The 24,731-nt window shown below is 61.2% G+C and carries 24 protein-coding genes; 8 read left to right on the top strand and 16 right to left on the bottom strand.

From position 1 onward, the window contains the following. The first annotated feature begins 54 nt into the window (after window positions 1-54). Window positions 55-942 (top strand): hypothetical protein, encoded by an 888-nt coding sequence (locus tag QP324_RS10235; protein ID WP_284815967.1) that lies wholly within the window; start codon window positions 55-57, stop codon window positions 940-942. Here QP324_RS10235 and QP324_RS10230 read toward each other — a convergent pair. From QP324_RS10230 to QP324_RS10195, 8 genes are all read right to left on the bottom strand, one after another. Then, window positions 920-2,977: an ATP-dependent DNA helicase UvrD2 gene (locus QP324_RS10230; RefSeq protein ID WP_284815966.1), complete on the bottom strand. Its 2,058-nt coding sequence runs from the start codon at window positions 2,975-2,977 to the stop codon at window positions 920-922. The genes QP324_RS10235 and QP324_RS10230 overlap by 23 nt on opposite strands. After that, window positions 2,970-3,701 (bottom strand): NAD(+) diphosphatase, encoded by a 732-nt coding sequence (locus QP324_RS10225; protein ID WP_284815965.1) that lies wholly within the window; start codon window positions 3,699-3,701, stop codon window positions 2,970-2,972. The genes QP324_RS10230 and QP324_RS10225 overlap by 8 nt, the downstream gene beginning before the upstream one ends. Beyond that, window positions 3,702-4,796 (bottom strand): TrkA family potassium uptake protein, encoded by a 1,095-nt coding sequence (locus tag QP324_RS10220; protein WP_284815973.1) that lies wholly within the window; start codon window positions 4,794-4,796, stop codon window positions 3,702-3,704. Window positions 4,797-4,891: 95 nt separating this feature from the next. Further along, on the bottom strand, window positions 4,892-8,071 hold the full coding sequence (locus QP324_RS10215; protein ID WP_284815964.1) for an ATP-dependent helicase: 3,180 nt from the start codon (window positions 8,069-8,071) through the stop codon (window positions 4,892-4,894). Beyond that, window positions 8,064-11,171, bottom strand: a complete 3,108-nt coding sequence (locus tag QP324_RS10210) for an ATP-dependent DNA helicase (protein WP_284815972.1) — start codon at window positions 11,169-11,171, stop codon at window positions 8,064-8,066. Before QP324_RS10210 ends, QP324_RS10215 begins: the two co-directional genes overlap by 8 nt. Window positions 11,172-11,203: 32 nt before the next feature. Beyond that, complete coding sequence (locus tag QP324_RS10205) at window positions 11,204-11,989, bottom strand: hypothetical protein (RefSeq protein ID WP_284767955.1); 786 nt, start codon at window positions 11,987-11,989, stop codon at window positions 11,204-11,206. 9 nt (window positions 11,990-11,998) lie between these two features. Continuing rightward, window positions 11,999-12,937: a DUF3152 domain-containing protein gene (locus tag QP324_RS10200; protein ID WP_284815963.1), complete on the bottom strand. Its 939-nt coding sequence runs from the start codon at window positions 12,935-12,937 to the stop codon at window positions 11,999-12,001. A gap of 61 nt (window positions 12,938-12,998) precedes the next feature. Next, a complete protein-coding gene (locus QP324_RS10195; protein ID WP_284815962.1) occupies window positions 12,999-13,223 on the bottom strand; it encodes a DUF3107 domain-containing protein in 225 nt (74 codons plus the stop codon). Window positions 13,224-13,294: 71 nt separating this feature from the next. On the opposite strand from QP324_RS10195, the gene QP324_RS10190 reads away from it, so the two are divergent. Together QP324_RS10190 and QP324_RS10185 are read left to right on the top strand one after the other, a co-directional pair. Next, complete coding sequence (locus QP324_RS10190) at window positions 13,295-14,620, top strand: DEAD/DEAH box helicase (RefSeq protein ID WP_284815961.1); 1,326 nt, start codon at window positions 13,295-13,297, stop codon at window positions 14,618-14,620. Beyond that, window positions 14,617-15,855: a hypothetical protein gene (locus QP324_RS10185; RefSeq protein ID WP_284815960.1), complete on the top strand. Its 1,239-nt coding sequence runs from the start codon at window positions 14,617-14,619 to the stop codon at window positions 15,853-15,855. Before QP324_RS10190 ends, QP324_RS10185 begins: the two co-directional genes overlap by 4 nt. A gap of 74 nt (window positions 15,856-15,929) precedes the next feature. On the opposite strand, the gene QP324_RS10180 is transcribed toward QP324_RS10185, so the two are convergent. Further along, the gene (locus QP324_RS10180) at window positions 15,930-16,418 is read right to left on the bottom strand and encodes a hypothetical protein (protein WP_269954204.1); all 489 of its coding nucleotides are present in this window, start codon (window positions 16,416-16,418) and stop codon (window positions 15,930-15,932) included. 497 nt (window positions 16,419-16,915) lie between these two features. Between QP324_RS10180 and QP324_RS10175 the strand changes: the two genes are divergently transcribed. Beyond that, window positions 16,916-17,176: a WhiB family transcriptional regulator gene (locus QP324_RS10175; RefSeq protein ID WP_005322377.1), complete on the top strand. Its 261-nt coding sequence runs from the start codon at window positions 16,916-16,918 to the stop codon at window positions 17,174-17,176. Window positions 17,177-17,600: 424 nt separating this feature from the next. Here QP324_RS10175 and QP324_RS10170 read toward each other — a convergent pair whose 3' ends face one another. Together QP324_RS10170 and QP324_RS10165 are read right to left on the bottom strand one after the other, a co-directional pair. Then, window positions 17,601-17,873 carry an anti-sigma factor gene (locus QP324_RS10170; protein ID WP_005326557.1) on the bottom strand — a complete coding sequence of 91 codons (273 nt, stop codon included), beginning with the start codon at window positions 17,871-17,873 and terminating at the stop codon, window positions 17,601-17,603. After that, window positions 17,873-18,475: a sigma-70 family RNA polymerase sigma factor gene (locus QP324_RS10165; protein WP_200436091.1), complete on the bottom strand. Its 603-nt coding sequence runs from the start codon at window positions 18,473-18,475 to the stop codon at window positions 17,873-17,875. The genes QP324_RS10170 and QP324_RS10165 overlap by 1 nt, the downstream gene beginning before the upstream one ends. Window positions 18,476-18,512: 37 nt before the next feature. On the opposite strand from QP324_RS10165, the gene ybaK reads away from it, so the two are divergent. After that, window positions 18,513-19,016, top strand: a complete 504-nt coding sequence (gene ybaK / locus QP324_RS10160) for a Cys-tRNA(Pro) deacylase (RefSeq protein ID WP_284815959.1) — start codon at window positions 18,513-18,515, stop codon at window positions 19,014-19,016. Here ybaK and QP324_RS10155 read toward each other — a convergent pair. Next, entirely contained in the window at window positions 19,002-19,649 is a 648-nt protein-coding gene (locus QP324_RS10155; protein WP_284815958.1) for an SOS response-associated peptidase, read from the bottom strand. The two genes, ybaK and QP324_RS10155, sit on opposite strands and share 15 nt — an antisense overlap. Here QP324_RS10155 and aroA point away from each other — a divergent pair. Beyond that, window positions 19,648-20,949, top strand: a complete 1,302-nt coding sequence (aroA, locus tag QP324_RS10150) for a 3-phosphoshikimate 1-carboxyvinyltransferase (protein ID WP_225745811.1) — start codon at window positions 19,648-19,650, stop codon at window positions 20,947-20,949. The two genes, QP324_RS10155 and aroA, sit on opposite strands and share 2 nt — an antisense overlap. Then, complete coding sequence (gene rsgA / locus QP324_RS10145) at window positions 20,942-21,967, top strand: ribosome small subunit-dependent GTPase A (protein ID WP_284815957.1); 1,026 nt, start codon at window positions 20,942-20,944, stop codon at window positions 21,965-21,967. The genes aroA and rsgA overlap by 8 nt, the downstream gene beginning before the upstream one ends. Here the strand turns inward: rsgA and QP324_RS10140 are convergent. Genes QP324_RS10140 through QP324_RS10130 form a run of 3 tightly spaced genes read right to left on the bottom strand, consistent with a single transcriptional unit; the run spans window position 21,964 to window position 23,155 of the window. Then, the gene (locus QP324_RS10140) at window positions 21,964-22,212 is read right to left on the bottom strand and encodes a hypothetical protein (protein WP_239278752.1); all 249 of its coding nucleotides are present in this window, start codon (window positions 22,210-22,212) and stop codon (window positions 21,964-21,966) included. The genes rsgA and QP324_RS10140 overlap by 4 nt on opposite strands. A 17-nt stretch (window positions 22,213-22,229) precedes the next feature. Then, complete coding sequence (locus tag QP324_RS10135; RefSeq protein ID WP_239278794.1) at window positions 22,230-22,706, bottom strand: hypothetical protein; 477 nt, start codon at window positions 22,704-22,706, stop codon at window positions 22,230-22,232. Between the two features lie 38 nt (window positions 22,707-22,744). Further along, window positions 22,745-23,155 carry an HAD-IA family hydrolase gene (locus QP324_RS10130; protein ID WP_284815956.1) on the bottom strand — a complete coding sequence of 137 codons (411 nt, stop codon included), beginning with the start codon at window positions 23,153-23,155 and terminating at the stop codon, window positions 22,745-22,747. Between the two features lie 176 nt (window positions 23,156-23,331). Between QP324_RS10130 and QP324_RS10125 the strand changes: the two genes are divergently transcribed. Beyond that, window positions 23,332-23,715 carry a hypothetical protein gene (locus QP324_RS10125; protein WP_239278749.1) on the top strand — a complete coding sequence of 128 codons (384 nt, stop codon included), beginning with the start codon at window positions 23,332-23,334 and terminating at the stop codon, window positions 23,713-23,715. A 22-nt stretch (window positions 23,716-23,737) separates the two neighbouring features. Here QP324_RS10125 and QP324_RS10120 read toward each other — a convergent pair whose 3' ends face one another. Further along, on the bottom strand, window positions 23,738-24,556 hold the full coding sequence (locus tag QP324_RS10120) for a hypothetical protein (RefSeq protein WP_284815955.1): 819 nt from the start codon (window positions 24,554-24,556) through the stop codon (window positions 23,738-23,740). Window positions 24,557-24,731 lie beyond the last annotated feature (175 nt).

Below are 24,731 nucleotides of genomic sequence, written 5' to 3'. Positions count from 1 at the left end.
ATTGTACCTGTGGTGCAATGGAGACCACATACTTCGGGGGAAGGGGTTAAAGGCGTGGGGATTTCTGCCACCCAGGTGGTCTTAGCACCCGGCAGCGCAGTGTTTTGCCGCGAGGAAACGGTGATCCAATTTGGCATGGATGCCACCCGCGTTGGGGTTGCGGAAACTGGAAGCGCGCTCGCCGTCGCGACGGCTTTCAACACCGCTCGCGAGCCAATTTCCCCAGAAGAACTGTCTGACCGGCTGCGGTCAGCAGGATTAGAAGAGGCGGCGGCGCAGAGCCTGATTGAAGACGCACTGAACTATGGCATCCTCTGGCCGCACAGGGAGGCCGCCGAAAAGACAGACACCATTGTCCTCATGGGCGAATCCACCCTGGCGCACAGCCTTCGCGCGCGCCTAGAGGAGGACGGCTTCCAAGTGCGCATCCCGCTGGAGGAGGACAATGTCTTTTCCTATATCCACGACCTCGACGGCATGTATCCGGTCCTCGCCGTGGACCAGCTGCACTGCCCGCTGGATTGCGCGAATGCACTGGCGGGCACAGCAACCACGTGGGTTCCGGTATCTTTGCTGGACAATCGTGGCGTCATCGGACCGGTTCGTATCCGCGGCCAAGGCCCCTGCCCCTTGTGTGCGCACTTGGCCCGCGTTGATATGGACCCGCTTTGGAATATCATCAGCACCCAGCTCACCCGCGTGCGCCGCACGCCAGAAGCCGTGGTGCTCGATGCGGTTGCGGCGCATACGCAGGTGATCATCCGGCGGCTGATGGGGCGCTCGCTGCCGCCGGGCGCGCCAACCGCTAAGCCGCGCCCCGGGCAGCAATGGGAGATCGATGTCTACGGACACCACCAACAGCGCACCGTCATAGCGCATCCACGCTGCCCCGTATGCTTCGGCGGCAAGACCAACCTGGCTAGCTACGAACTGAACGAATAACCTCTAGCACCTGGGCACCGTAGCGCTCCAGTTTGCTCGGGCCTACGCCGGAGATGGAGAGCATCTCTGCTTCATCGGAGGGCAATTCCTCCGAAATCGCCTGCAGGGTGGCATCGGAAAAGATGACATAAGCCGGCACCTTTTCCTCACGCGCAACCTGGGAGCGCCACGAGCGCAAAGCGGCAAAGACCTCTTCATCGCCGCCGCCTTCACAATCTTCATGGCGGCCGATGACCTTTTCCGCCGGTGTTCCCAGCGGGCCGGAGCACACGCGGCAGCGTTTCGGGCGGCGCGAGCGAGACCCACTGCCGGAGGCATCTTCGGCCGCCGGAACGATGCCATCGAGAAAGCGGGTGCGCTCGCGCGAAGCCCGTGAGCCGGTAGTCTTCGCCAGCGCCCACGACAGCGCGAGGTGCTCACGGGCGCGGGTAATGCCGACGTAAAACAGGCGGCGCTCCTCTTCTACCTGTTCGTCGCCGGCCTTGATGGCATGGTTGATGGGCATAAGCTTTTCCGTTAGCCCCACGAGGAATACCGCATCCCATTCCAAGCCCTTGGCGGCGTGCACGGTAGCCAGCGTCACGCCTTCCATGGCCGGGGCCTGCTTATCGGTAGAGCGCCGGCGCAACTCCCCCAGCACCCCGTTGAGATCGATGCCAGGAGTTGATTCCACAATCTTTTCAATGAGCCCAACCAGTGCGTTGAGGGACTGCCAGCGCTCGCGGGCCTGGGCGCCCTGCGGCTCGGTGGAACTCAAGCCCAGCTCGACAAACGCGGCCCGGGCAATCGCCACCGGATCATCCGGCAGGTCCTCGCGGCGGGTCGCGGCGATAAGCACGCGGATAGCCTCCAGGATTTCCGGGCGGCGGAAAAAGCCCTCGCCGCCGCGGACTTGGTAGACCACTCCGGCGTCGGCAAGCGCCTGCTCAAACTGCTCCGACTGGGCATTGATGCGATAAAGGATGGCAATCTCGGAGGCCGGCACACCCTGATCCAGCAGAGTAAGGACCTGGCCGGCCACCTCCTGGGCCTCAATTTCTTCGGACTCATAGGCCTTGAAGGTGGGCTCTGGGCCGGGCTCGCGCATGCCTTGCAGCTCCAAGCGCGTGCCAGCTGCGCGGCCGGTGGCCTTGCCGATGACCCGGTTGGCCAGGTCAGTTACCTGCGGCGTGGAGCGGTAGTCGCGCTGCAGCTTGACCACGGTGCCATCCGGATACGTGCGGGAGAAATTAAGCAGGTAGTCCGGGGAGGCACCGTTGAAGGAATAGATGGTCTGGTTAGCATCGCCCACCACGGTAAGGTCATCGCGCTCGCCCAACCAGGCGTTGAGCACCCGCTGCTGCAGCGGGGTAACATCCTGGTACTCATCGACGACAAAGGTGCGGTACTGCTCACGGAAAGTCTCCGCAATCGCCGGCACATTCTCGATGGCACCTGCGATGTGCATGAGCAGGTCATCGAAGTCCAAGTGCATCATGTCCGGCGTGGCCTTGGACTGCTCGTAGCGGCGGAAGGCCTCTGCCACCTTGGCCGGATCGGCCGGCGCACTGCGGTCTGTATTCGCGATCACGGACTCATAATCTTCGGTACTGACCAGCGCGGACTTAGCCCACTCGATCTCCGCCAGGACGTCTCGAATCATGTCCTTGGAATTATCCAGCCCCACCGAGCGCACCGCGCGGGCAACCAGTGGGAATTTATTATCCAGCAGCTGCCACGGAAGATCTCCTGCTACCTGCGGCCAGAAATACTTCAACTGGCGGCGCGCGGCCGCGTGGAAAGTCTGCGCCTGCACGCCGGCCACGCCCATGGTGCGCAGGCGATCGCGCATTTCTCCGGCCGCTCGCGCCGTAAAGGTCACCGCAAGCACGCGCTGCGGGCTCACAAAGCCTTGGTCGACCAAGTTGGCAATGCGATAAGTAATAGTGCGGGTCTTGCCCGTACCCGCGCCGGCCAAGATGCACACGGGCCCGCGCGGCGCCGTGGCCGCGCGCAGCTGATCTTCATCCAGCAGGGACAAATCCGGCTTAGTCACCGTGATACCACTCCATAATCATCGTGTGTGCAATTGAACCCGGACGTGGAAGCTTAAGCTCAGGCAGCTCGGCGCGCTCCGCCCACCGGATTTCTTCCAATTCCCCATCAGTATGGCAGGTGGGGTGGACATCAGCCGTGCGCGCGCAAAAGCCCAGCATAAGGGAACCACTCGGTGGCCACGCCTGCGAGCCCCAATAGCGAATATCATCCACCCTGCGCCCGGTTTCTTCTAGGGCCTCGCGTGCAAAAGCTGCTTCCGCGGTCTCGCCCGGCTCGACGTAACCGGCAATCAGGGAGAAAAAGCCAGTGCGGCGGCGATTGCGCGCCAGCAAAATCCGGTCGGTGCCACTGAGGCGAATAAGCCCGATGACGGCAGGATCTAGGCGCGGGAAGACCATCCGGCGCTCGTCCAAAGGATCGCGCCCAACGATTCCCGGTGCTGGGTAATTCAGCTTATGGCCGGTCCGCGGATCAAAGCGCTGCTCGCGCCGATTGCGGATCAGCGCAATGGCTTGCAAAATCACCGGCTGGTCCGCAAAGAACGTCGCGCTTTCTAGCCGGCCCAGCTCGCTAGCACCGTCTTCCGGATACGCGCACGCCTGCAGGGTACCTAGGTCCACTACTGCGTGCTTGCCGACGCCCCCGGGAACCTTCTCCACCAGCACCGGCTCCCCCGCTGCCGTAACCGGTACTTGGCCATGAGGGGTTACTGGGAGGAACATTTAATCCTCGTCATCATCGTCCATGACCTCGATGGGCTGTTCCATCTCATGCTTGATGTAGAGCAGGCGGTCGCCCGGCTTCAGCGCGGAGGCATCCGCGGTATCCACGCGGTGCAGCTCGTTATTGCGCAGAACAGCCAGCACGATATCTGCCAGGTGGCGTGGGTTGGAGCCCACCTCGAATTCGCGCACGGCGCGCTCGGCTACGGAGAACCCCTCGTTGGGTGAGAGCAGGTCTTCCATCATCTCCACCACGGTCGGAGTCACGGTGGCTAGGCCCAGCAGTCGACCAGCCGTCTCCGCAGAGGTGACCACGGAATCCGCACCGGATTGGAGCAAGAGGTGACGGTTCTCGGACTCGCGCACCGACGCCACAATCTTGGCCTTGGGCGCAAGCTCTCGCACGGACAGGCAGCACAGCACCGCGGTATCGTCCGTGGATGGGGTAACAACAATGGAGCTGGCATGCTCTACCCCAGCGACCTTGAGCACGTCCTGCTTGGTGCCGGAACCAAAGATGGTGACCAGCCCGTGGTGCTCGGCGTGAGCGAGGGACGCACGGTTGGTATCGATGACCACGATCTGGGAGGACGGAACATCATCGGCCAGCAGCGCGGCCACGGCTCCGGCGCCCTTGGTGCCATATCCGATAACGACGGTGTGGTTACGCAATTGCTTTCTCCAGTTCTGGATTTGGAAAGTACGGCGGGCCTTATCCGTCAACACGGACAAGGTCGCGCCAACCAATAAAACAAGGAAGATCAGGCGGGCAGGGGTAATAAGCACTAAGTTAATGAGCCTGGCCTGCGGGGACACGGGCACGATATCGCCGTAACCCACAGTGGTCAGCGACACCGCCGCATAGTAGGCGGAGTCCAATAACGACATGTCCTCGCTATACCCACCGCCGTCCACATAGACCACGATGGTCACGAAGACAACGATGCCAAAAGCCCACAGCACACGCTTGCCCAGCTGACGCCACGGGCTGGAATTTTCATCCCTCGGCACCGTAATGACATCAATGAGCGCGTGATCCGGCTGCGAGGACAGCTCGACCTGCGGCAAGAAGCGACTTCTAAAGCGTGACTTCATTGCCTGCGCACGTTTTTTGGCCACTAGCCCCGCCTTCTTTTCTGGTCTCGAATGATTGCTCAAGAGATTGCGCGTTACGCAACCGCCCACATACCTTAGCCCTTGTGGTGCTCAACTGACGATTCAAGGAGTTTCTTCAGCTCTTCCCCACGCGGCAGGCGGGCAGGCTCGAAGGTATAACCATCGTGGACATAATAGAACGCGGCACGAATTTTCTCTCCGCCGTGGATGCGGCGCCACGCCTCTGCATACACCGCTAGCTGTATCTTGGCAGCATCCATAGCCTCTCCCTGGGGAGGGCGGCCGGTCTTCCAGTCCACCACCATCCAGGTGCCGTCCTCCAAGCGGAATACCGCATCCATGCGCCCGCGCACCACGGCCTCACCGATGGTGATCTCAAAGGGCGCTTCCACGTGCTCCGGTTGACGCTCGGCCCACTCGGAGTTCAGGAAGGCTTCCTTGAGCTCTTCCAAATCGAAGTCCTCCGGTTCATCGATTCCCGGAAGTTCTTCCTCGCCCAATAGCGCCGGGTTGCCAAAGCGGTCCTCCAACCACGCGTGGAAGGCGGTACCGCGCTTGGCGTAGGAATTCGGCTTAAACGGCACGGGGCGGCGTTGCCTACGGGCAAACTGAAGCGGGTCTGCCCGCAGCGCAACCATGTCCGAGGCGGTCAGCTCGCTGGGTAGCTCAACGTCTACCACCGGCTGTTGCAGGGCCTTGTACTCCTCAATGAGCGCGCCAGCTTCTTGCTCCCACAGCTCAAAAGTTTCACCGCGGCTCATTTCTGGGAGCTCTTCCAGTGCTTCAAGTACCATGTCCGCACCGGCGACCGCCTCAGGGCTGGCCTGCAGCGCTGGGAATTGGGCGCTCTCCCCATAATCATCCTCGGAAGGCTCGTCGGGGACGGACCACTCCACCACGTACTGCGGGAATTGCTCTTTCAGGCGCTCTAGGTATTCATAGGGAGCCTTCTTGTTCTTTCCGGGAGCGTTATTGGTGCCCGATCCGGTAACGGTCAGGGTGGATTCGGTACGCGTCAGCGCCACATAAAAAAGGCGCGCCGATTCTTCCGCCTTGATGGTGCTATCTGCCTTCTTAAACTCCTCGCACGCGTTTTGGAAATGCGAGCGCTTTTGGGCATCCTCCGGGACCTCAATATAGTCATCGTCCCCTGGGACCTTGTCGATCCTGGACAGGAAAGTCTCTGCTTTCGCACTATAACTAGACGAATCCGCATGCACCACGCAGACGTGTTCCCATTCCAAGCCCTTGGCCTTGTGCGCGGTCATAATCTGCACGCGGTCAGTGGCGGCGGGAACCTCGCCGAGGTCTAGGCCATCTTCCTTTTCGAGCGCTAACGCAAAGTAATCCAAGAGCGCATACAAGGAATCACCGTGGAAGCCTGCGACGATATCGGCAAATTTATCCAGATGTGTCGCGCCTCCTGCGCTTCCACGAGCTAGTACCTCGGTGCGGATATTAAACAATGCTTCAATATCGGCGAAGATGTCCACCAGCGGTTTGGAAAGAGAATAAGTGCGCAGGTGCCGCAGTTTGGCAGAAACCTCTTCCATACGGGCGAGGCCTTGCGGGGTATAGCGGTCTCTTTCACCCAAATCTGCCAGGGCGTCAGCAAGGCCGACGCGCTGATCCGGCTCCTCAGCGGTGACATCTTCCAGCTGCGCACGCAAGTATTCTTCCGGGTCCATCCCCGGCTCCCAGCGCAAGCGCTCCTCCCTCGCGCCGGCCAGGTTTCGTTGGCGGGAAGCGAGCGCTTGAATATCACTGATTCCCAGGCCACAAATCGGCCCTGCCAGCACCCGCACTGCCGCAGGCAAGTCTTCTGGGCGCACGAGCATGGTGGCAATAGCTACGAGGTCCTGGATTTCTGGCTGCCACAGCAGGCCACCGAGACCGATGATTTCATTGGGTACGCCCGCTTTGTCGAGGGCCGCAGCGATGGGTGCGGAGTGCCTATTTTTGCGCACCAAAACCGCCGCGCTGAAGGTATCTCCCTCGCGCTTTTCCCACTGCTCTTTCAGGTACTCGGCAACGAATTCACGCTCGCGAACCTCGCTGTCGAAGTACGCCAACTGGATATCGCCTTCGCCCTTATGCGGGGCGGCAGACAGCTCGTCCACGGGACGTTCAACGCCTTCGAATACTCCCTCCGCCACTGAGTTAGCCAAATCCAGCGCACCAGAGGGGTTGCGCCAAGAGGTGGTCAACTGGTCATTCGGGGCGGGTGTGCCCGGCGCGACTGGGAAGTCTTCCACGAAGGCAGTGAGGTTTTCAGAGGTAGCACCACGCCACCCGTAGATGGCCTGCATTGGATCGCCCACGGCCGTAACCGACAGGTCCTCTTGGTCCCCTCCGAATAGGCTGCGTAGAAGCACGCGCTGGGCATAGGAGGTGTCTTGGTACTCGTCTAGCATGATGACCTTATAGCGCTGGGACTGCTGCTTTCCCACCACAGGATGGTCGCGCGCGACGCGGGCGGCGACGGCCATTTGCTCGCCAAAGGTGATGACTTGTCGCTCGGATTGTTCCTTTTTCAGGGCCTCCAGCAGCGGCACGTACTGCACGCGGCGCTCCTGTGTGTGGATATAGTCCAGCAGCGTCTTTGAGTATTCGGGACCATTCTTTTGGGATTTATCGAGGTTATCGATGTCCGCCCGAAAATCTCGGGCATGCTGGGCGATGTGACTCGTGTCTTTGAGTCCGTTATCGATATCCTGGCTGAATTTCAGCAGGGTCTCGGTAATCGTGGCTAGGGCGCGATCGTCTTCTAGCTGACCGGTGTAATTGCGCACCACATCGTAGGCCAAGGAATAGCGCTCGGCCTCGGTAATGATGCGTGCGGTGGGCTCTACCGGAACCAAGAGTCCATATTCGCGAACGAGTTCTCCCGCATAGGAGTCATAGGTGGCTACCTTCGGCGCAATGTTTTCTAGCGCTTCTGCCACCTCACCGCCTGGTGGGATGAGGCCGGAATCGCGCAATTTAATCAGCTGCCGGCGGATGCGTTGCTCCAGCTGTTGCGCGGCCTTACGGGTGAAGGTCAGGCCGAGAACCTGCTCCGGGCGCACATAGCCATTGGCCACCAGGTACACCACGCGCGAGGCCATGGTTTCTGTCTTGCCGGCACCAGCGCCGGCAACCACGAGTTTGGGGCTAAATGGGCCTTCGATGACGTGTGCTTGTTCCTCGGTAGGCGGAAAGTCCTTGCCCAAGGCTGCAGCGATCTGCTGTGGGGAAAAATTGCTCTTAGGCATCGGTGGTCATCCTTCCTTCTTCCTGCACGGGGCAGATGGAGCGAATTGGGCATTTATCGCAGTCTTTATTGGTGCGCGCAGTGATGCGCGGGCCACGCATCTCCTCCACCAGCGGGGGCAGAAGTGCGGCGAATTCTTCCAGGGCTTCCGGCGACTTATCGCTTTGCCAAAGTTCACCAATCTTTTTGGTGGTCGCACCCGGATACACCAGCACACCGCCCTGGCGCGGCATGCCTTCGCCGTCGTGAACCTGGTGGCCGTCAAATGCGCCATGGGCAAGCGCGAGCTGATAGGTCATCAGCTGCACATGGTCCTCGCCCTCTTTCTTAGCCGGCTTGCTTCTGCCCGTCTTGAGGTCCACCACCAAGTAATTGCCCTCTTCATCGCGAAGCAGACGGTCCATATAGCCGCCGATGCGCACCTCCTCGCTGATACGTACGCTTACGGGGATTTCCACGCCAGCAAGCTCTTGATTGACCTCCGATTGGCGCGCCCATTCGCGAGCGCGGTCCAACAGGGTGGAAAACTCATCGAGCTTGAATCGCAATTGCCACTGCGGTACATCCTGAATGCGCTCGAAAGCCTCCATCACCAATAGCTTGGCCTTTTCCGCGTCCATGCCGCGGCCAATAGCTTCAAAGAAGGCGTGCGCCAAAGTACCGCGGAGCAGGTGTTCCTCGGTGCTTGGGTCCTCAGCCACATTGCCGAGCACGGCCTTGAGCGGACAGTTGAGCAATGCCTCCACGCGGGAAGGCGACAAGCTACCGCTGGTATGCAGCGGCACTTCAGCCGCAACGGAGCGCGCAGACCACCACTGCTCCGGGTGGGCGCCAGGGATATCGGCTGCCGCTAACCGGGCGAGCTGGCGCGCTGCTTGTTTGCGCTCAACCTCACCGGATTCCGGATTGGTAACCACGCGGCGCAACTGTGCGACAAAAGCCGGCACGGACAGCACCGCCACATCGAGGGGATCCACCTCAAGCCCATCGCGCAATGACACGGGGGCGGGTTCGGGCACATCGAGGCCCAGCTCGCGCGGGAGTTGGGTGCGGCGCAGCGCCCGCTTTGCTTGCCGACGCGCAGCCTGGCCCGGCACGTCCACGCCACGGCCGGCGAATTCGCTGATGAAGCGCGAAGGCTCAGAGACCGTATCGCCTTCCGGGTTTTCCACAGCGGCGATAAGCAGGCGCTGTCGGTGGCGCGTGGTAGCGACGTGGAAGAGACGTCGCTCTTCTGCCAAACGGGAGGCAACGTGGCTGACGGGGGTATCGGGATCAATATCGTGGTCGAGGAGATCGATGAGATCTTCTTGACCGAAAATGGAACCGGTCTCCCCTAGCGAAGGCCAGCTTCCTTCCTGTGCGCCGGCCACGATGATGGTATCCCATTCGCGGCCCACCGCGCCGTGTGCAGTCAGGATTTCTACTGCCTGCGGAATAGCGGTGCGGCGGTCGCGCACACCGGTGGGAAGTTCTTGTTCCGTGATATGCGTCAGGAAGGCGCGCAGCGAGGAATCAGGGCGGCGCTCAACGTAATCGCCTGCGGCGTCAAAAAGCGCCATCATTGCATCCAAGTCGCGGTCGGCCTGCGAGCCGGTCGCACCACCGCGCAGCGCCGAAGCCTGCAAGCGGTTATCGAGCTCGGTTGCGCTCCACACGGCCCAGAGAACCTCCTCCACAGAGGCCCCAGAGGCGAGTGCGTCCCTGCCGGCGCTTAGAACCGCGCGTACACGCGCCAAGATGGAGTATTCGCGTTCAGTCAGTTGCCCATTAAAGTCTGGGAGCTCGCCGTAGAGAAGACCGCGGAGGCTATCGATGCCCCGGGTGGTGGAATCCCAGCGGCGCAAACCACGGATCAGGCGGCGCAGCGTGACGGGATCGGCGCCACCCACGGGGCCGGTGAGCAATTCTTCCAGCTCAGAGTTAGAAAGTTCTTCCTCCAAGGCACGCAGGGCGAGCAGCACGGCGGAGACCAAACGCTGATCAGCCAAGACGACGTCGGTAGGGCTAATGTGCACGGGCACGCCGGCGGCCAAGAGGGTGCGGCGCATCTGCCCGATATCACCGGTTGAACGAACAATGACGGCGATATCGCGCCAGGGCACGCCGTCTTCTAAGTGGCGGCGGCGCACGGTATTAGCTACGACGTCACGCAACCTGCCGTCCGAATCCACGATGGAAATGCACGCCGGAGAGGGTGTGCGGTGAGGCTCGGTGAGCTCGATGTCGTGGTCAGCTGGGAAGTCCCGCAGGAAACGCGAGCTAGCACCACGAAAGGCAAAGACGGATTGATCGGCATCGCCGCCCACCACCACGAGATCCGCTTGTGGGGCCAATTCGCGGATGAGCTTGCCCGCAGTGGGATCGAGCAATTGCGCATCATCGACAATAATGGTGTGGAAGGGGTGCTCGCGCAGAAGCTGGGGGCGCTGGAGAACCGCGGTAACCAATTCCGCCGCGGAATAGGAATGGGCGCGGGAAAGGAGCTGCACGCGTTCGTACTCGCGCAGGAATTCACCCGCCGCGGACCACATGGGGCGGCCGTGCTCGGCACCAAGGCGCTCTAGGTCACCCGGGCCCAGGCCGCGTTCAATGGAACGCAAAAGGAAATCGCGCAGCTGCCGGGCGAATCCCACATATTCCAGCGCGGGCCGCATCTCCGCGGGCCACGAGCCATGTCCGTCTTCTGCTTGGCCAGTGAGCAGCTCGCGGATGACGGCGTCCTGCTCGGCACCGGTAATAAGTCGCAGCTCCTCCTCGGCCGCTGTGCGCAGCAACGCGAATGCTAGAGAGTGTACGGAACGCACCATGGAGGTCTGTGCGGCGTAATCCTCGAGGCGCTCAGAGAGCTCGCGGCGCAGCCGGGCGCCGGATTCCTTCGAGGGAGCGATAACGAGGATGCCGGAGGGATCCGCGCCGGTCTCCCGGGCTTTATCCAAGGCATGAATGACGGTATCGATAAGGAAGCTGGACACACCGGTGCCGGCGGCACCGGTTACCTTCCAGGTACCGGATTCGGGCAGGTCAATAGGCCAACTGCGGGTCGTGGCGGACTGGGCACGGGGAACGAGGCGCACCTGCGGGGACGGTGGAAGGACCACTCCCGCACGCGCGGTGGAATGGGGGTCGTAACTCACCGCTCCAGTATGGCAGATGCCCGCGACACCAGATGCTGCTCCACCCGCTCAATGTGCGAACGCGTGTTTGAACGCGAGGCGGGGTGCAGGTCATTGATGTGTCGGCGATACGACACCGCGCGCAAAAGCAACTCCGGCATACCGGGTACGTGACTAAAGCGCTGGCAGATCCCATCATCAACCGCTTGGGCAATGAGCCCATCCACAATAACCAAAGCGGCGGTCCAGCCGGCTGGGCGTGGGGATTCGCTCGGCACAATGTCCACAATGCCCGGCGGATTGGAGCCGTGGTAAACCGTGGTGGTAAGAAGAGCGGTGTGGGCGGGAATAAGGGGGACGTCGGCAAGCAAGGCTGGGCGATAAGCCTCGCCCGTCTCCTCCCAGGCGGCGCGCTCTGCGCGAGCGAAAGCATCGCTGCGCTGCCCGTTGGGAAGGGGCACCTCGGCTATAGCCGCGTCGAGGCGCAACGCCATCTGTGCGGTTTCATCAATTCGCCCGCGTACATGGCCCGGAATAAACTGGGTAGCCTTCCATCCAGCGGCCGTGTGCCGGCCATCGCTAGACAGTACCGGCCGGGAAACGCGGGCCCCCTGCACGCTGAGGCGCTCGCGCACCTTAGCGGACCAGGCGGCAAACGGACCGGCCTGGGAATAGACCACGTCGCCCACCTTGATGCCGTTATCCCACACCGGGCCCAATTGATCGCCCTGCGCGCGGCGGGTACCAGTGGCACCGGTTTCCGCGTGGAAGGCGCTTAAAACATGCTCTGGGGGAAGCGGCATCCTTAACTCCTATTCGGGTTGGTGGGGATCCTTATTATCCGGATTCGGATAAGGCCACGGGTTAGGCGCACAGGTCACGTCCTCATCAGGATAGACCTCGCTGGGATTGCGATCGTGCAATTTCTTGTTGTTCAGGTCCAAGGTCTGCTGCATCATGACCGGCGCCAGCTTGCCCTGGCCGCCACATGGCTGGTGGGCCGCATAGCCAATGGCATGGCCCAACTCGTGGTTGATGACGTACTGGCGATAATTACCCACATCGCCTTCAAAAGGCGTGGCGCCGCGCACCCAGCGGGCCTCGTTGATAATGGTGGTGGACTCGCCAGTAATGGTGGTATGGCAGGAGGTTTCCGTTTCAATCTTCTCGCCACAGCGCTCCGCAGCGGTACCCAGAGAAGTCAGTTGGATGCGGGTATCTGGTTCCGCATCGGCAGCCACGTGCTCGAACTCAAAGTCCTTGTGCGCGGTCCAGCCGCGCGGGTCAGACAAAGTGGCCTCCACCATGGCGGCAAAGGAATCATCGCCACCATACGGTGCCGTATTGATGCCCTCTTCCACCTCGATGGAATAGCGCACCTTCTGCTCGCCGCCCTTGCCGGCTACGGCGCCAGGCTCGCCTACCTCGTGGAAGGTGCCCTTGCCCTGCTTGGTATAGGAGCCACCGGGCGGCATCTCGCTGATTTCCCGCTTGACCGCTGCTGCATCGGCAGGATCAGGACCTACCAGTTCTGTGCTAGTTGGGGCAGCCGCGCTAGTGTCTTCCGCATCTTCTTCGGAGGAAGAGGCGGTGGCGATATCGACGATGAACCAAATGGTCAGCGCGATCATGAGGGGGATAGCTACCACGCGCCACCAGCCATATTGACGCGCAAACCGGACCACCGTATTGGGGTGGTCCGGCGCATGGCCTTGGCTCCGGTGAGCGTGGCGAGTCTCCCTTTTTTCCATGGGGCCTTAGGTTACCCGTTTGTATTTAAAAAAGCTGAATCAGCAGCCCTATGCGCTCGCCTTAGGCGCCAGCGAATCCCACGGCGTACTTCTTGGCAATGCCGACCTCGACGTAGACCACGCGGTCAGTGCGCACGAGGTACTTGCGGCCCTTGTCATCTTCCAATTCCAGGGTGGAGTTATCCGCCAGGGCACTGTTGATCTTCTGTGTCAGCTCGGCCTGGTCACCTGCAGCGCTAATGACCAGCTCGCGAGCGGTATCCGCGAAGCCAAACTTGATATCCATGAAGATTCCTCCTCTAACTAGAGTTTTATTGTCAATGGCCCCACTATAACCATCCCGGCTACTATCAAGGTGTGTCTGACATAAAATCCCAGCCACCGAGCTTCGCGGAACTCGGCGTTGCGGCCGAAATCTGCGATGGTCTCGCCACTCGTGGCATCACGCGTACTTTTGCAATCCAGGAATTAACCCTGCCCATCGCGCTCTCCGGCCAGGACTTGATTGGCCAAGCGCGCACCGGCATGGGCAAGACCTATGGCTTTGGCGTGCCGCTTTTGGACCGCGTCTTTGATGACGCCGATATCGACGAGCTCGATGGCACCCCGCGCGCCCTCGTGGTGGTCCCCACCCGCGAGCTTGCCCAGCAGGTCACCGAGGACCTGCAGGTGGCTGCCGCCCACCTACCCGTGCGCTTAGCCTCCATTTACGGCGGCCGTCCCTACGAGGAACAGATCAAAAAGCTCAACAAGGGCGTCGATGTCATCATCGGCACGCCTGGCCGCTTGATCGATCTCCACGAACGCGGAAATCTGCAGCTCGATCGCGTGGCTATCTTGGTGCTCGATGAGGCCGACGAGATGCTGGACTTGGGCTTTTTACCCTCGGTGGAGGCCATCCTCAAGGCACTCGATGACAATGCGCACCAAACGATGCTCTTTTCCGCCACCATGCCGGGCGCGATTTTGACGCTTGCCCGCCGTTTTATGGAAAAACCCATCCATATCCGCGCCGAATCCGGCGAGCAAGAATTCACCCATTCCTCCACTCGCAAGGTCACCTTCCAAGCCCACCGCATGGATAAGGTTGCCGTTGTCGCCCACGCCCTGCAGGCCGCCGGCCGCGGGCGCACCATCATCTTCGCTCGCACCAAACGCGCGGCCGCCCAATTGGCCGATGACCTAGCCCGGCGCGGCTTCCACGTGGGTGCCGTCCACGGCGATCTGGGGCAAAAGTCGCGCGAGAAGTCGCTGCATGCCTTCCGCACCGGCCAGGTGGACATCTTGGTCGCCACTGATATTGCTGCCCGCGGCATCGACGTCGATGATGTCACCCACGTCATCAACTATCAGGTTCCGGATGATCCGATGACCTTTGTCCACCGCATCGGCCGCACGGGGCGCGCCGGCCATACCGGCACCGCTATCACCTTGGTGGGCTATGATGAGCTGGGCAAATGGCAGGTTATTAATGATGAGCTGGATTTGGGTGAGCCGAATCCGCCGCAGTGGTTCTCCACGTCCCCAGAGCTAGCCCAGGCTCTAGACATCCCCGCGGAGGTAGAGGAAACTGTCGGCCCTGAGACCAAGGTCGTGGGGCAGGTGCCTGTCCGCGAAAAATCCCCCACCCGTACCACCGCGCGCCGCGGCAGCTCCCGGCGCCAGCGAGGAGGCCGCCGATGACTAAAGCTCCCATTTTGCGCTCAACGCCCGCCGATTGGAAGGCTACCGGCATTATTGCCGTGGTCTGCGCCATCGCGGTCGGCGGCGCAGCTATCACCGCCAATATTAATCAGGCGCATCTGAGCCAAGCGGCCGTTCCTGGGGATAAGGATGCACCCGCGCTTGCCGACGTCCCCGATGCCCTCCACGAGTCCTTCAGCCTCCCCAATGAACCAGTACCCGGCCAATACCGGGCAGTCTCGGCACACGGACTGACCATCACGCACGCCGATCACACGCTCACCGCCACCAACCCGGATGGCTCCGAGGCGTGGACTTATGAGCGCACGGATGCTGATCTCTGCTCGCTGTCTACTGCGTGGGGCAAGATCGTGGCGTCGTATAAAACCGGTGTGGGCTGCGGGGATACCGTGGCGATAGAGGCTGCGACCGGTGAGTATGACAGCACCCGCAGCGCCGTCAACTCGGAGAAAGTAGTACCCATTTCCTCCAATGACCGGGTAGGAACAGTCTCCACTGACCGCATCGATTTGTGGCGCTCCGACTTGGTGCGCACCGTGGAATACGGTGATGTGGAGGCAAAGCAGGAGCCGGACAAGCAACTACATGAGGACTGCTCGATTAGCTCCGCCCTCACCCGTACCGAGAATTTGGCGCTGACCGAGTCCTGCCCCGATAAGCCGGGCACGACCTGGTTGCGCTTCCAGGACACCACCCCTGATGATTCCCGTGAGCCCGATATCGGCGCCGATGTGGACATAGCCACCGACGGCGCCCGCCTTATCGCCGTGGGACAAAAGGCCGCCGCTATCTACCGCCCGGGCCCGCACCCCACAATCGAGTCCTATGACAATAAGGGCGAAAAGCTGGACTCTACTTCGGCAGAGCCCTCTCCAGACATAGACGCGGCCGCCGCCCCGTTCTCCCCAGCAACCGCGGATCTGCCGCACCATATGACCTGGTTTGATGGCTCCCGCCTCTACCTCTTTAAACCGAGCGACCTCGCGGTGGATCACGTGGTGGATGATGCCATCGGCACCCCCATCGCCGTCGCCGAGCACATGTTGGTACCTACCCAAGCGGGCATTGCTGTCATGGATTGGTCCACCGGCAAAACCCTGCGAACCATCCCGGTTGATCGCGGCAGCTACCACGGCCCCGTCTATCTCACTTTGGCGGGCGACACCATCGTGGAAACCCGCGGCGATCAGGTCGTGGGCCTAAGCGCCGATTAATCCCCCTGCAACACGCAAAGGGCCGCGCCTTCCGGTTATCCTGGGGCGCGGCCCTTGTGCGCGTGGCAGCGAATTTAGAAGTTAGCTGCCGCCCACTCCGTAGAAGCGCGGACGAACATCAGCAAGAAGATGACTACTGCGGCGCTCGCCAAGGTCACCGCACCAAGTAGCGGCGATCCGCCGCTAAACATCTGGAAGGAGCTCGCTGCCAAGATGAGCTCCACCAAGATGATGGCTCCCCTACCCCAGCGCTTTCCCTTGACCATGGCCCAAGCACCGACGATGACAAAGCCAAAAACAATAAAGATAAATAGCGCGGTGCCCAGCCCTACAAAGCTTCCGGAGCCCGAGTCCGACACCATGGATTCATTTTCTGCGCCGGTCGCCTCGCGCACAATCAGGAAGATACCGAAGCAGATGACGGCAATGGACTGAACCACGGCGAGCGCTGCGGCCACGAGTACCGGCTGTGGCGCGCCCTGCTGGGCCTTCTCCTCACGCGCCGGCTGCGCGGAGGAAACACTTTGCTTTTTGTTTACCTGCTTTTTCTTCTGCTTAGACACAAACCCACAGTCTACTCACCGGCCAGCGCCGTTTCCTTCTGCGCCACTCAGGTTTCGCGGGGGCAGAGGTTAGCTGGGTAGATTTGACGCCTCTTCAGTCACCGCACTCAATGTTTTTTGGACAATACGCCAGTTCAGCGCGTTTCTCACAGGCTTCTTTCAACTCGATCATGGACTCAAATGACCCCCACACCAGTTTCAATCAAGTGAGGTTGGACACAATTTTGCCTCTACCCCTAGCGGAGTCTGAGTAAACATGTCATGATTCTGGGGTAGCAAAAAGAAAGAGGACGTAAACCTCTTCTTAACTTGAAGGAAACTTCAAGCAACCACAATGTGAACCATTGGCGGCGGCGACGCTGGCCCGACCTCGAGACCGGGCCCCACTGCACGCAGACCAGTTCACACAACCACCCACCCTGGCATTGGTTGCTTTTCATTTTCGTGAAAAGCGCTTGTGCTTACTGCTGTCGAATTTTTGTTAGGAGATATCAATCATGGATTGGCGCCACGAAGCTGTTTGCCGCGACGAAGACCCCGAGCTGTTCTTCCCAGTAGGCAATTCTGGTCCCGCACTTACCCAAATCGCTAAGGCCAAGCTGGTCTGCAACCGCTGCCCTGTTGCCTCTTCCTGCCTGAAGTGGGCACTGGAATCCGGCCTGGACGCCGGCGTCTGGGGCGGCCTGTCTGAAGAGGAGCGCCGCGCCCTCAAGCGCCGCCGCAACCGCGGCCGTGGCCGCGCCCGCGTTTCCGCTTAATAAGCAGCCCCCAATTTTCGTTTCGGCGCCCTTAGCCGCTACAGTTGAATAAAGTTCAGATACCCTCAACGAAGGAGTGCGCAATGAGCAAGCGTGGTCGCAAGCGCAAGGATCGCCGCAAGAAGTCCGCTAATCACGGCAAGCGTCCTGGCGCATAACGCACAGCATTACTCAAAGCCCGGTTCCCTCGGTCACTTAGACTGTAGAACCGGGCTTTTGCTATGTCAGACGCACATCGATGTCGTCTCCTAGCTCCCCGCTTGACCTCTCCGTGCCTTAAGTCCAATGTGATCGGGCCGAATTGAACACATTAGGGTCTCAATTCGGCCCTTCCGCCCTCAATTCGGCCCGATCAGTATGGACTCAAGCAAAAAGTTGGAAGATCATGAAACCAGACCCCACCACAGCGGGTGAGCAACAGTGCCTACCACGCCGTGTCGATGCGGGTAATCTCTACCGAAATGCGGCGGCGCAGCGCCTGCGGCGCCTTGGCCTGGCCGTTACAGCAGTTGCGCACCAGGGAGCGGATAATCTCCTCGCTCTCGAGGCGCTGTTGGCAGAAATCGCACTGGGCGATGTGCTCGCGGATGGCGAGTGCGCGGGCATAGGTGGTGGATTCATCGAGAAGCTCGCACAGGAGGGCCTGTACCTCTGGGGAGCTACACGCACCACAGTTGTGTTCCGTTGCGCGGTCCATTACTTCTCCTCCATGTCTGGGTGTTCTAATCCAATGCCTTGTTCTCGTGCCACGTCTTTCAACGCTTTCCGGAGCAATTTTCTTCCCCGATGCAAGCGAGACATCACGGTACCTAGCGGAGTATCCATGATCTCTGCAATCTCCTTATATGCAAGGCCTTCAACATCCGCGTAGTACACCACCATCCGGTAGTCATCGGGCAGGTCATTCATGGCCTCTGAAATGGTGGCGTCCGGCATGTCTTTAAGCGCTGATACCTCGGCGGATTCCAGGCCAGTGGAATCGTGCCCAGCAGTGGTATAGAGCTGAAAATCGCTCAAGTCATCGGCCGAGGACTCCGTGGGGCGGCGCTTCGCCTTGCGGTAGGAGTTGATGTAGTTATTGGTCATGATGCGATACAGCCAAGCCTTAAGGTTTGTACCTTGCTTGAAGGAATGAAAGGACTTATAGGCCTTGAGGTAGGTCTCCTGCACGAGATCCTCAGCATCTTGCGGGTTGCGCGTCATGCGCAGGGCACCGCCGTAGAGCTGGTCTAGCAGGGGCAGCGCTTCCGCTTCGAAGCGGCGCTGCAGCTCCTTTTCGCTGATTGTTTCTTTAGCCACAATTTCTATCCTAACGCGTAGCGTTAGAATCCCAGGCATGTCTAAAAAGTCCCCGCATGCAGCTACCCCAGCGCTCAAAGTCGTGGAAGATGCCGGCGTAGACCACCACGTGTATACCTTTGAGGCGGGCAAGGATCACTTCGGTGATCACGCCGCGGCTGCCCTAGAGGTAGAGCCGGATCGCGTGCTCAAAACCCTGGTCATCGATTTAACGGCGGGCAAAGGGCCCAAGCGGCAGTTGGCAGTGTGCGTCATCCCTACCACCCACCACCTGAGCCTCAAGAAGGCCGCGGCCGCCCACGGCGTTTCTAAGGCCGCCATGGCGGATCCGCATGACGCATCCAAGTCATCCGGATACATTCCCGGCGGCATTTCCCCGCTGGGCCAGAAAAACCCGCTGCCCACGGTCATTGAGGAAACCGCCGTCCTTTTCGATACTGTCTTTATTTCCGGCGGGCGCCGCGGGCTCGATATCGAGCTCAGTGCGGAGAGCCTCGCAGAGCTGTGCTCTGCTAGCTTTGCCGATCTACTCGCCCAGTAGCTCCGGATAATCGTTGGATACGCTGCCCACGGCCTTGTCGGCGGGGTGGGTGTGGAAGCCACGAAGGGGCGTCGGCAAGAGCAGCTCGGCGGCCTCTTCAGGGCTGCCCTCCAGCCAGGTACGCATTTCATCGGGCGCCAAGAAGCGTGGCAGGCGGTGGTGCAGCCACTCCATTTCTTCCGTAGCCGCAGTGGTGACAATCGTGGCGGACAGGCGATCCAGGCCGGTGTCCCATAGGCCCGCCGCCCACAACAGGCCCTCTTCCGCGCGAACGTAATAGGGCTGCTTGCCACCTGCTTCCTGGTTCCATTCGTAGTAGCCGTCCATGGGGATAAGGCAGCGCTGCCCCTTAAAGGCATGCCGAAAGGAGGGTTTGGTGGCCACGGTCTCCGCCCGGGCGTTAAACAGCGGCGGGCCGTCCAGGTCCTTCTTCCAGTGCGGCAGCAGTGCCCACCGCGCAGGGTCGATTTGGGCGAGGCTTTCGTGCACGCGCACCATCGCCACCGGCTGGGTGGGTGCGATATTGTAGCGCGGGCCTGGGGTGCCTTGTGGGGCGTGGACCTCAGTAACTCCGGGCAGCGCGCCCACTTCATCGAGAAGGGACTCGGTAAAAAGAACGAATCTTCCGCACATGCCCTCTATTATGGACGATATGTCTCAACCTTGGTCCGCCCCGCAAGCGGCAGGCCCCATTACGTGGGCCCAGCACGTGCCGGGCTCGAAGTCTATTACCAACCGCGCTTTCATTCTGGCGGCGTTGGCCGATGGCCCCTCTACCCTGCGCGCGCCGCTGGTCTCCCGCGATTCGCAGCTGATGGAAAAGGCCCTGGAATCTATGGGCGTGCGCTTCGAGCACGAAGGCGAGGATATCCACGTCACCCCCGGCCCGCTTAAGGGCGCCACGGTGGACTGCGGCTTAGCCGGCACGGTCATGCGCTTTATCCCGCCGGTTGCGGCCCTGGCGGACGGCGCCGTGCTTGTCGACGGCGACGAGCAAGCCTACGCCCGCCCCATGTCCACCACCCTGGATGCACTGCGCCAGCTCGGCGTCGAGGTGGACGGCGATAGCCTGCCCTTTACCGTCCGCTCGCATGGAGTGCCGGAAGGCGGCGAGGTTACTATCGACGCCTCTGGCTCCTCGCAGTTCGTCTCCGGACTCCTGCTGGCCGGTGCGCGCTTTGCACAAGGCATCACCGTCACCCACGAGGGCGGTCCCCTGCCTTCCATGCCGCACGTGGAGATGACCGTAGGCATGCTGCGCCAAGCCGGCGTACGCGTAGATTCCAGCGAGAATACCTGGACCGTGCACCCCGGTCCGATTGCCGGGCGGGAATGGGCAATCGAGCCAGATCTCTCCAATGCCACGCCCTTCCTTGCCGCCGCTGCCGTCACCGGCGGCCGGGTAACCATTAAGCGCTGGCCTGCCAATACCACCCAGCCGGGCGACGCCATCCGCCATATTTTGGTGGATATGGGCGTCACGGTCACCCAAGAGCCGGGCTTTGTCACTGCCAAGGGCTCCAAAGACGGCGCGCTGCAGGGCATCGAGCGCAATATGGGCGATATTGGCGAGCTCACCCCCACCGTCGCGGCGTTGTGCGCCCTGGCGGACACCCCCTCTACTCTGACCGGCATTGCGCACCTGCGCGGGCACGAGACCGACCGTTTGAAGGCGCTGGCGCATAATATCAACGCCCTCGGCGGCAAGGTCACCGAGCTTGCCGACGGCCTGCACATCGACCCCGCCCCTCTCCACGGCGGCGAGTGGCCGTGCTACGCGGATCACCGCATGGCCACCGCGGGCGCGATTATCGGTCTGCGGGTACCGGGCGTAGAGGTAGAAGACATTTCCACCACCGCGAAGACTCTGCCTGGCTTCGACCGCATGTGGGAGACGATGGTGGACCCCGAGCAACAGGAGAGCAATGGCTAGGCGTTTCGGTTCTTTCGATGAATCCGACGTACGCGTGCGCCCCGGGAAGGGCTCGCGGCCACGTACTAAGGACCGCCCCAAGCACAAAAATGCCAAGTTCGGCATGGTCATCACCAAAGACCGCGGGCGCTGGGGCGTAGCACTGGACGACGGCCCGCGGGTCACCGCCATGCGCGCCCGTGAGCTGGGCCGCACCGCCATCGAGGTGGGCGACCGCGTGGGCGTGGTGGGCGATACCTCCGGCAAGAAGGACACCCTAGCGCGCATTGTGAAGCTGGAAGAACGCACCTCCGTCCTCCGGCGCACGGCCGATGACACCGACCCTTATGAGCGCATCGTGGTGGCGAATGCGGACCAGATGCTGATCGTCACCGCCGTGGCCGATCCGCCGCCGCGCTCTGGGTTTGTCGAGCGCGCCCTCATCGCTGCGTTTGTGGGCAATATCCACCCCATCCTGTGCTTGACCAAGACCGATCTCACCGATCCTGCCCCCTTCGCGGCCGAGTTCGCCGATCTCGATATCACGGTGGTGGAAGCCGGCGTCGAAGACGGACTTGAGGCGGTGCGCAACCACATCGACGGCCACGTCACCGCGCTCATCGGACATTCCGGCGTGGGCAAATCCACCCTGGTCAACCGGCTGGTACCAGACGCGGATAGGGAGACAGGGGAAGTATCGGGCGTCGGCAAGGGCAGGCATACTTCCACCCAATCGGTGGCGCTCCCCCTCCCCGCCGAGGATGCATTCACCGGCGGCTGGATTATCGATACCCCAGGCATCCGTTCCTTTGGCCTCGCACACGTGGATGCCGATGACGTGCTTGGCGTCTTTGAAGACCTTGCCGCCGCCATCGAGGACTGCCCCCGCGGTTGTACGCACATGGGCCCGCCTGCGGACCCAGAATGCGGCCTCGATGATACTGCGCTGATTCCCCCTGATACCGCCAGTGCACGGCGGCGCGACGCGGTGCGCGGCCTACTCGAGGCCCTGCGCACCAACGTGGAGTGGGAAAATTAGAGGTGGAAGCCGGTGTCGGCCATAACACCCAAAATGCCATCCACGATGCCGAAGAATACATCGAGGATCTGGCCCCAGGTGCCCTGGGACGAAGTCTCTAGCAGCGCCAGCCACGGGGTGGTGGGCACGGCGTCGGCAGCCGCATCCGCAGCTGGGGTGGTATCTGCCAGGGCGGCCGGCGCGGCACTGAGGGCTGCGCCTGCGGTAACGGTGGCCGCAGCGAGGTTCTTGAAGCGCTGAGTCATATTGTCTCCTTAAGTAATTAGAGCAGTTCTACGAGGAACGGCAGCTCGGTCGGGTGATAAAAGGCCATGAACTTATCCAGTGCATCGCCCACGGCCAGCTCCGCATCCTCATCACCAAGGTCCGCGGTATCGATGGCCTCGATGGCCTTTGCGGTGGTTTCCTCGGACTCCGCAATATCCACGTGGACGGCCGCTAGGTCGTCCTTGCTGAACTGCGCTGGCTTAAGCTCTACCACCGGCTCGCCCATATCCGGGCGCGGGGTGAGGACAGAATCATCCAAGTCTACCGAGATAACCACGCGGCGGTGCGGGAACTTCTCTTCATCGCCAATGGCCAAAAGGCGCATGGAGGCCATAGAGGCCTCAAGGAAGGCCGAGTAGGCAATTTCTTCTTCATCGCCCTCGGTATAGAACTCCTGCAGCGCAGGGGTTACCATAAAGCCCCAGCCGGAGCGCGCGGACAGGGAGCCGGTTTCTTCCAGCTCCGCCAGCATGGCGTAGGTCGCAGGGATGTAAACGCGGGCTTTAGCCACTAAAACTCACCTTCAATATCGAAGACTGCCTGGATTTCAACGGAGACGCGATCAAAGCTGGTGTACAAAAAGCCCACCATGCCGGATTCCACGGCGGCACGCACGTTGAGGATGGAATCATCAACCATGACGCAGTCATTGAGTGGCAGCTCTAGGGCATCTGCGGCCGCCTGGAAAGCAGCGGCCTCAGGCTTTTCCGCTCCCGCCTCGCCGGAGAGAACGACTGCGTCGACGTTTCCGCGGTACTCCCACTCGCGGATGTGCTCCGCGCCTGGTCCACCTGGGTCATTGGACAGGATGGCGGTTGCTGCGCCATTTGCCTTGGCGGCGGCCAGCAGCGCCTTCCACCGACGGTTGTCTTCTTCGGTGCCGTCAAGGACGCCGACATAGTCAACGATTAGACCACGCATGTACTTAAATCCTTTGGTTACGATTCTCTTTAACTCCCCGAGAGTATAGCGAACCACGCGCGCATTCGCGCCCACCCCTTTCAGGAAACCCTCAGAAATGGCGGGGTTGGGGCGGGCATGAGACAATTATCACGCGTCCGCCTCCTGTCCTTATGCAGGAGCATTACTTCCCCACCATGTACGAGCCCATCCCCGGCTACTCGCACCTCAAACTCTTCATTGCGCCCCACCGCGTGCGCTATGGCCGCTTGCCGACGTCCGCGGAAGTCGCCGCCCAACACCGCATCCAAGGCTGGGTAGTCTTTGCGCTCGAGGTAGCCGCCGGCTATCGCCCACTAGCCCATCTCAATTCCGCGCGCTATTCCGATGCCATCCGCCTGCACATTGGATCGTGGGTGCGGCGGCGCACAAGCCCCTATGCCACGGACAGACTGCAATTGACCAGCCTGCACGCGCGGTCCAATGGCGAGTACTTTGGCTCCGCCTACATAGGCCAACAGCAGCATGCATTTACGGGATCGGCAAGCCCCACCGGTTTAACGTCGTTCCGCTTACTCTAACTCAGCGGGCAGGGCTTAGCGCCTAGGAAAAGAACTGGCCCAGGTGAGAAAGGATGTCGGACCAATCGAGCGCGGACCATCCGAATCCGGCGGCGCTGGTCAGCGCCGCTAAACCGGTGGCTAGGAGGCCGCCTTCAAAGGCGGATAGACCGGAATGCTCGTCCGCCGTCGCATCCGCGGGCACGGATCCTGCAGTATGGTGCGACGCGGCGGCCCACTCTAGGGGTGCATTGACCTGCTTGGTGATGGTGACAATATCGCGCAGCGCCGCCGCATAGGCCGGAAACTCATCTGGGAAGGCGGAGCCTGTATCCCCGATGGTCGGCAGCTGGGCACGCGGAGAGGGCGCCGCTTTGCCGGCGGGGGCCTGCGGCACTTCCTTGGTGAATTCACCCAGCTCGGCGCGAATTACCGCCTGGGCGTAATTGGCGCCCAGCATATCGAGGTAGTCCAGTACGGCCGCTTCGGTGTACTGCTTGCCGTCTAGGGATTGCGTCCGCTCCTCTGGCTCCCACGGGAAGTCCAGCGGCGTGGAATAGATATTGCCATCGGTGCGCGCGGTATTGAGCCGGGCTTTGCCAAAGTAGTACTCGAAGGCGGCGTCCGCCTTATCCTGGGACAAAATTCCATCGGCCACCAATGCTTCCTTGCGCTGGGTAGCAATGGCCAGGATGGCCGCAGCTGCGTTATCCTGCTCAATTTTTTCGCCCGAATCCAAAATGATGCGCAACGAGGTGGCAGAATCACGCTGCACCTCATAGGCCACGGCCGGCGTGGCGCCACCGAGCAAGGTGGCAGACAGGAGCGTCGTAATACCGAGACGCAAAGAGCGGCGGCGCATCGTCAGTGGAGTTCCTCACAGGAAATAAGCAGGATGGACAGGTTCCTTATATTCTACTCATTCTTTCCTGAAAAGAAACCCGCCCCGCTCCCACTATCATGAACTGCTCCCCATTAGTTGGACTGAGAAATCAGTTGCCAACAACTAGTGGGGAGCATTTTCTTTGAGAGCACGT

It is taken from the genome of Corynebacterium sp. UMB0012 (assembly GCF_030216265.1).
GTDB lineage: Bacteria > Actinomycetota > Actinomycetes > Mycobacteriales > Mycobacteriaceae > Corynebacterium.
This window is presented reverse-complemented; position numbering and strand designations above follow the sequence as displayed.

Coding starts and splice junctions, on each gene's coding strand:
- QP324_RS10135 (WP_239278794.1), bottom strand. CDS start 22,706: ATGCTGGCGGAGCTGGAAGAAACCGGCTCCCTGTCCGCGCGCTCCGGC.
- QP324_RS10220 (WP_284815973.1), bottom strand. CDS start 4,796: ATGAAGTCACGCTTTAGAAGTCGCTTCTTGCCGCAGGTCGAGCTGTCC.
- rsgA (WP_284815957.1), top strand. CDS start 20,942: ATGGCTAGGCGTTTCGGTTCTTTCGATGAATCCGACGTACGCGTGCGC.
- QP324_RS10185 (WP_284815960.1), top strand. CDS start 14,617: ATGACTAAAGCTCCCATTTTGCGCTCAACGCCCGCCGATTGGAAGGCT.
- QP324_RS10200 (WP_284815963.1), bottom strand. CDS start 12,937: ATGGAAAAAAGGGAGACTCGCCACGCTCACCGGAGCCAAGGCCATGCG.
- QP324_RS10225 (WP_284815965.1), bottom strand. CDS start 3,701: ATGTTCCTCCCAGTAACCCCTCATGGCCAAGTACCGGTTACGGCAGCG.
- QP324_RS10155 (WP_284815958.1), bottom strand. CDS start 19,649: ATGTGCGGAAGATTCGTTCTTTTTACCGAGTCCCTTCTCGATGAAGTG.
- aroA (WP_225745811.1), top strand. CDS start 19,648: ATGCCCTCTATTATGGACGATATGTCTCAACCTTGGTCCGCCCCGCAA.
- QP324_RS10215 (WP_284815964.1), bottom strand. CDS start 8,071: ATGCCTAAGAGCAATTTTTCCCCACAGCAGATCGCTGCAGCCTTGGGC.
- QP324_RS10175 (WP_005322377.1), top strand. CDS start 16,916: ATGGATTGGCGCCACGAAGCTGTTTGCCGCGACGAAGACCCCGAGCTG.
- ybaK (WP_284815959.1), top strand. CDS start 18,513: ATGTCTAAAAAGTCCCCGCATGCAGCTACCCCAGCGCTCAAAGTCGTG.
- QP324_RS10120 (WP_284815955.1), bottom strand. CDS start 24,556: ATGCGCCGCCGCTCTTTGCGTCTCGGTATTACGACGCTCCTGTCTGCC.
- QP324_RS10170 (WP_005326557.1), bottom strand. CDS start 17,873: ATGGACCGCGCAACGGAACACAACTGTGGTGCGTGTAGCTCCCCAGAG.
- QP324_RS10130 (WP_284815956.1), bottom strand. CDS start 23,155: ATGCGTGGTCTAATCGTTGACTATGTCGGCGTCCTTGACGGCACCGAA.
- QP324_RS10205 (WP_284767955.1), bottom strand. CDS start 11,989: ATGCCGCTTCCCCCAGAGCATGTTTTAAGCGCCTTCCACGCGGAAACC.
- QP324_RS10125 (WP_239278749.1), top strand. CDS start 23,332: ATGTACGAGCCCATCCCCGGCTACTCGCACCTCAAACTCTTCATTGCG.
- QP324_RS10140 (WP_239278752.1), bottom strand. CDS start 22,212: ATGACTCAGCGCTTCAAGAACCTCGCTGCGGCCACCGTTACCGCAGGC.
- QP324_RS10195 (WP_284815962.1), bottom strand. CDS start 13,223: ATGGATATCAAGTTTGGCTTCGCGGATACCGCTCGCGAGCTGGTCATT.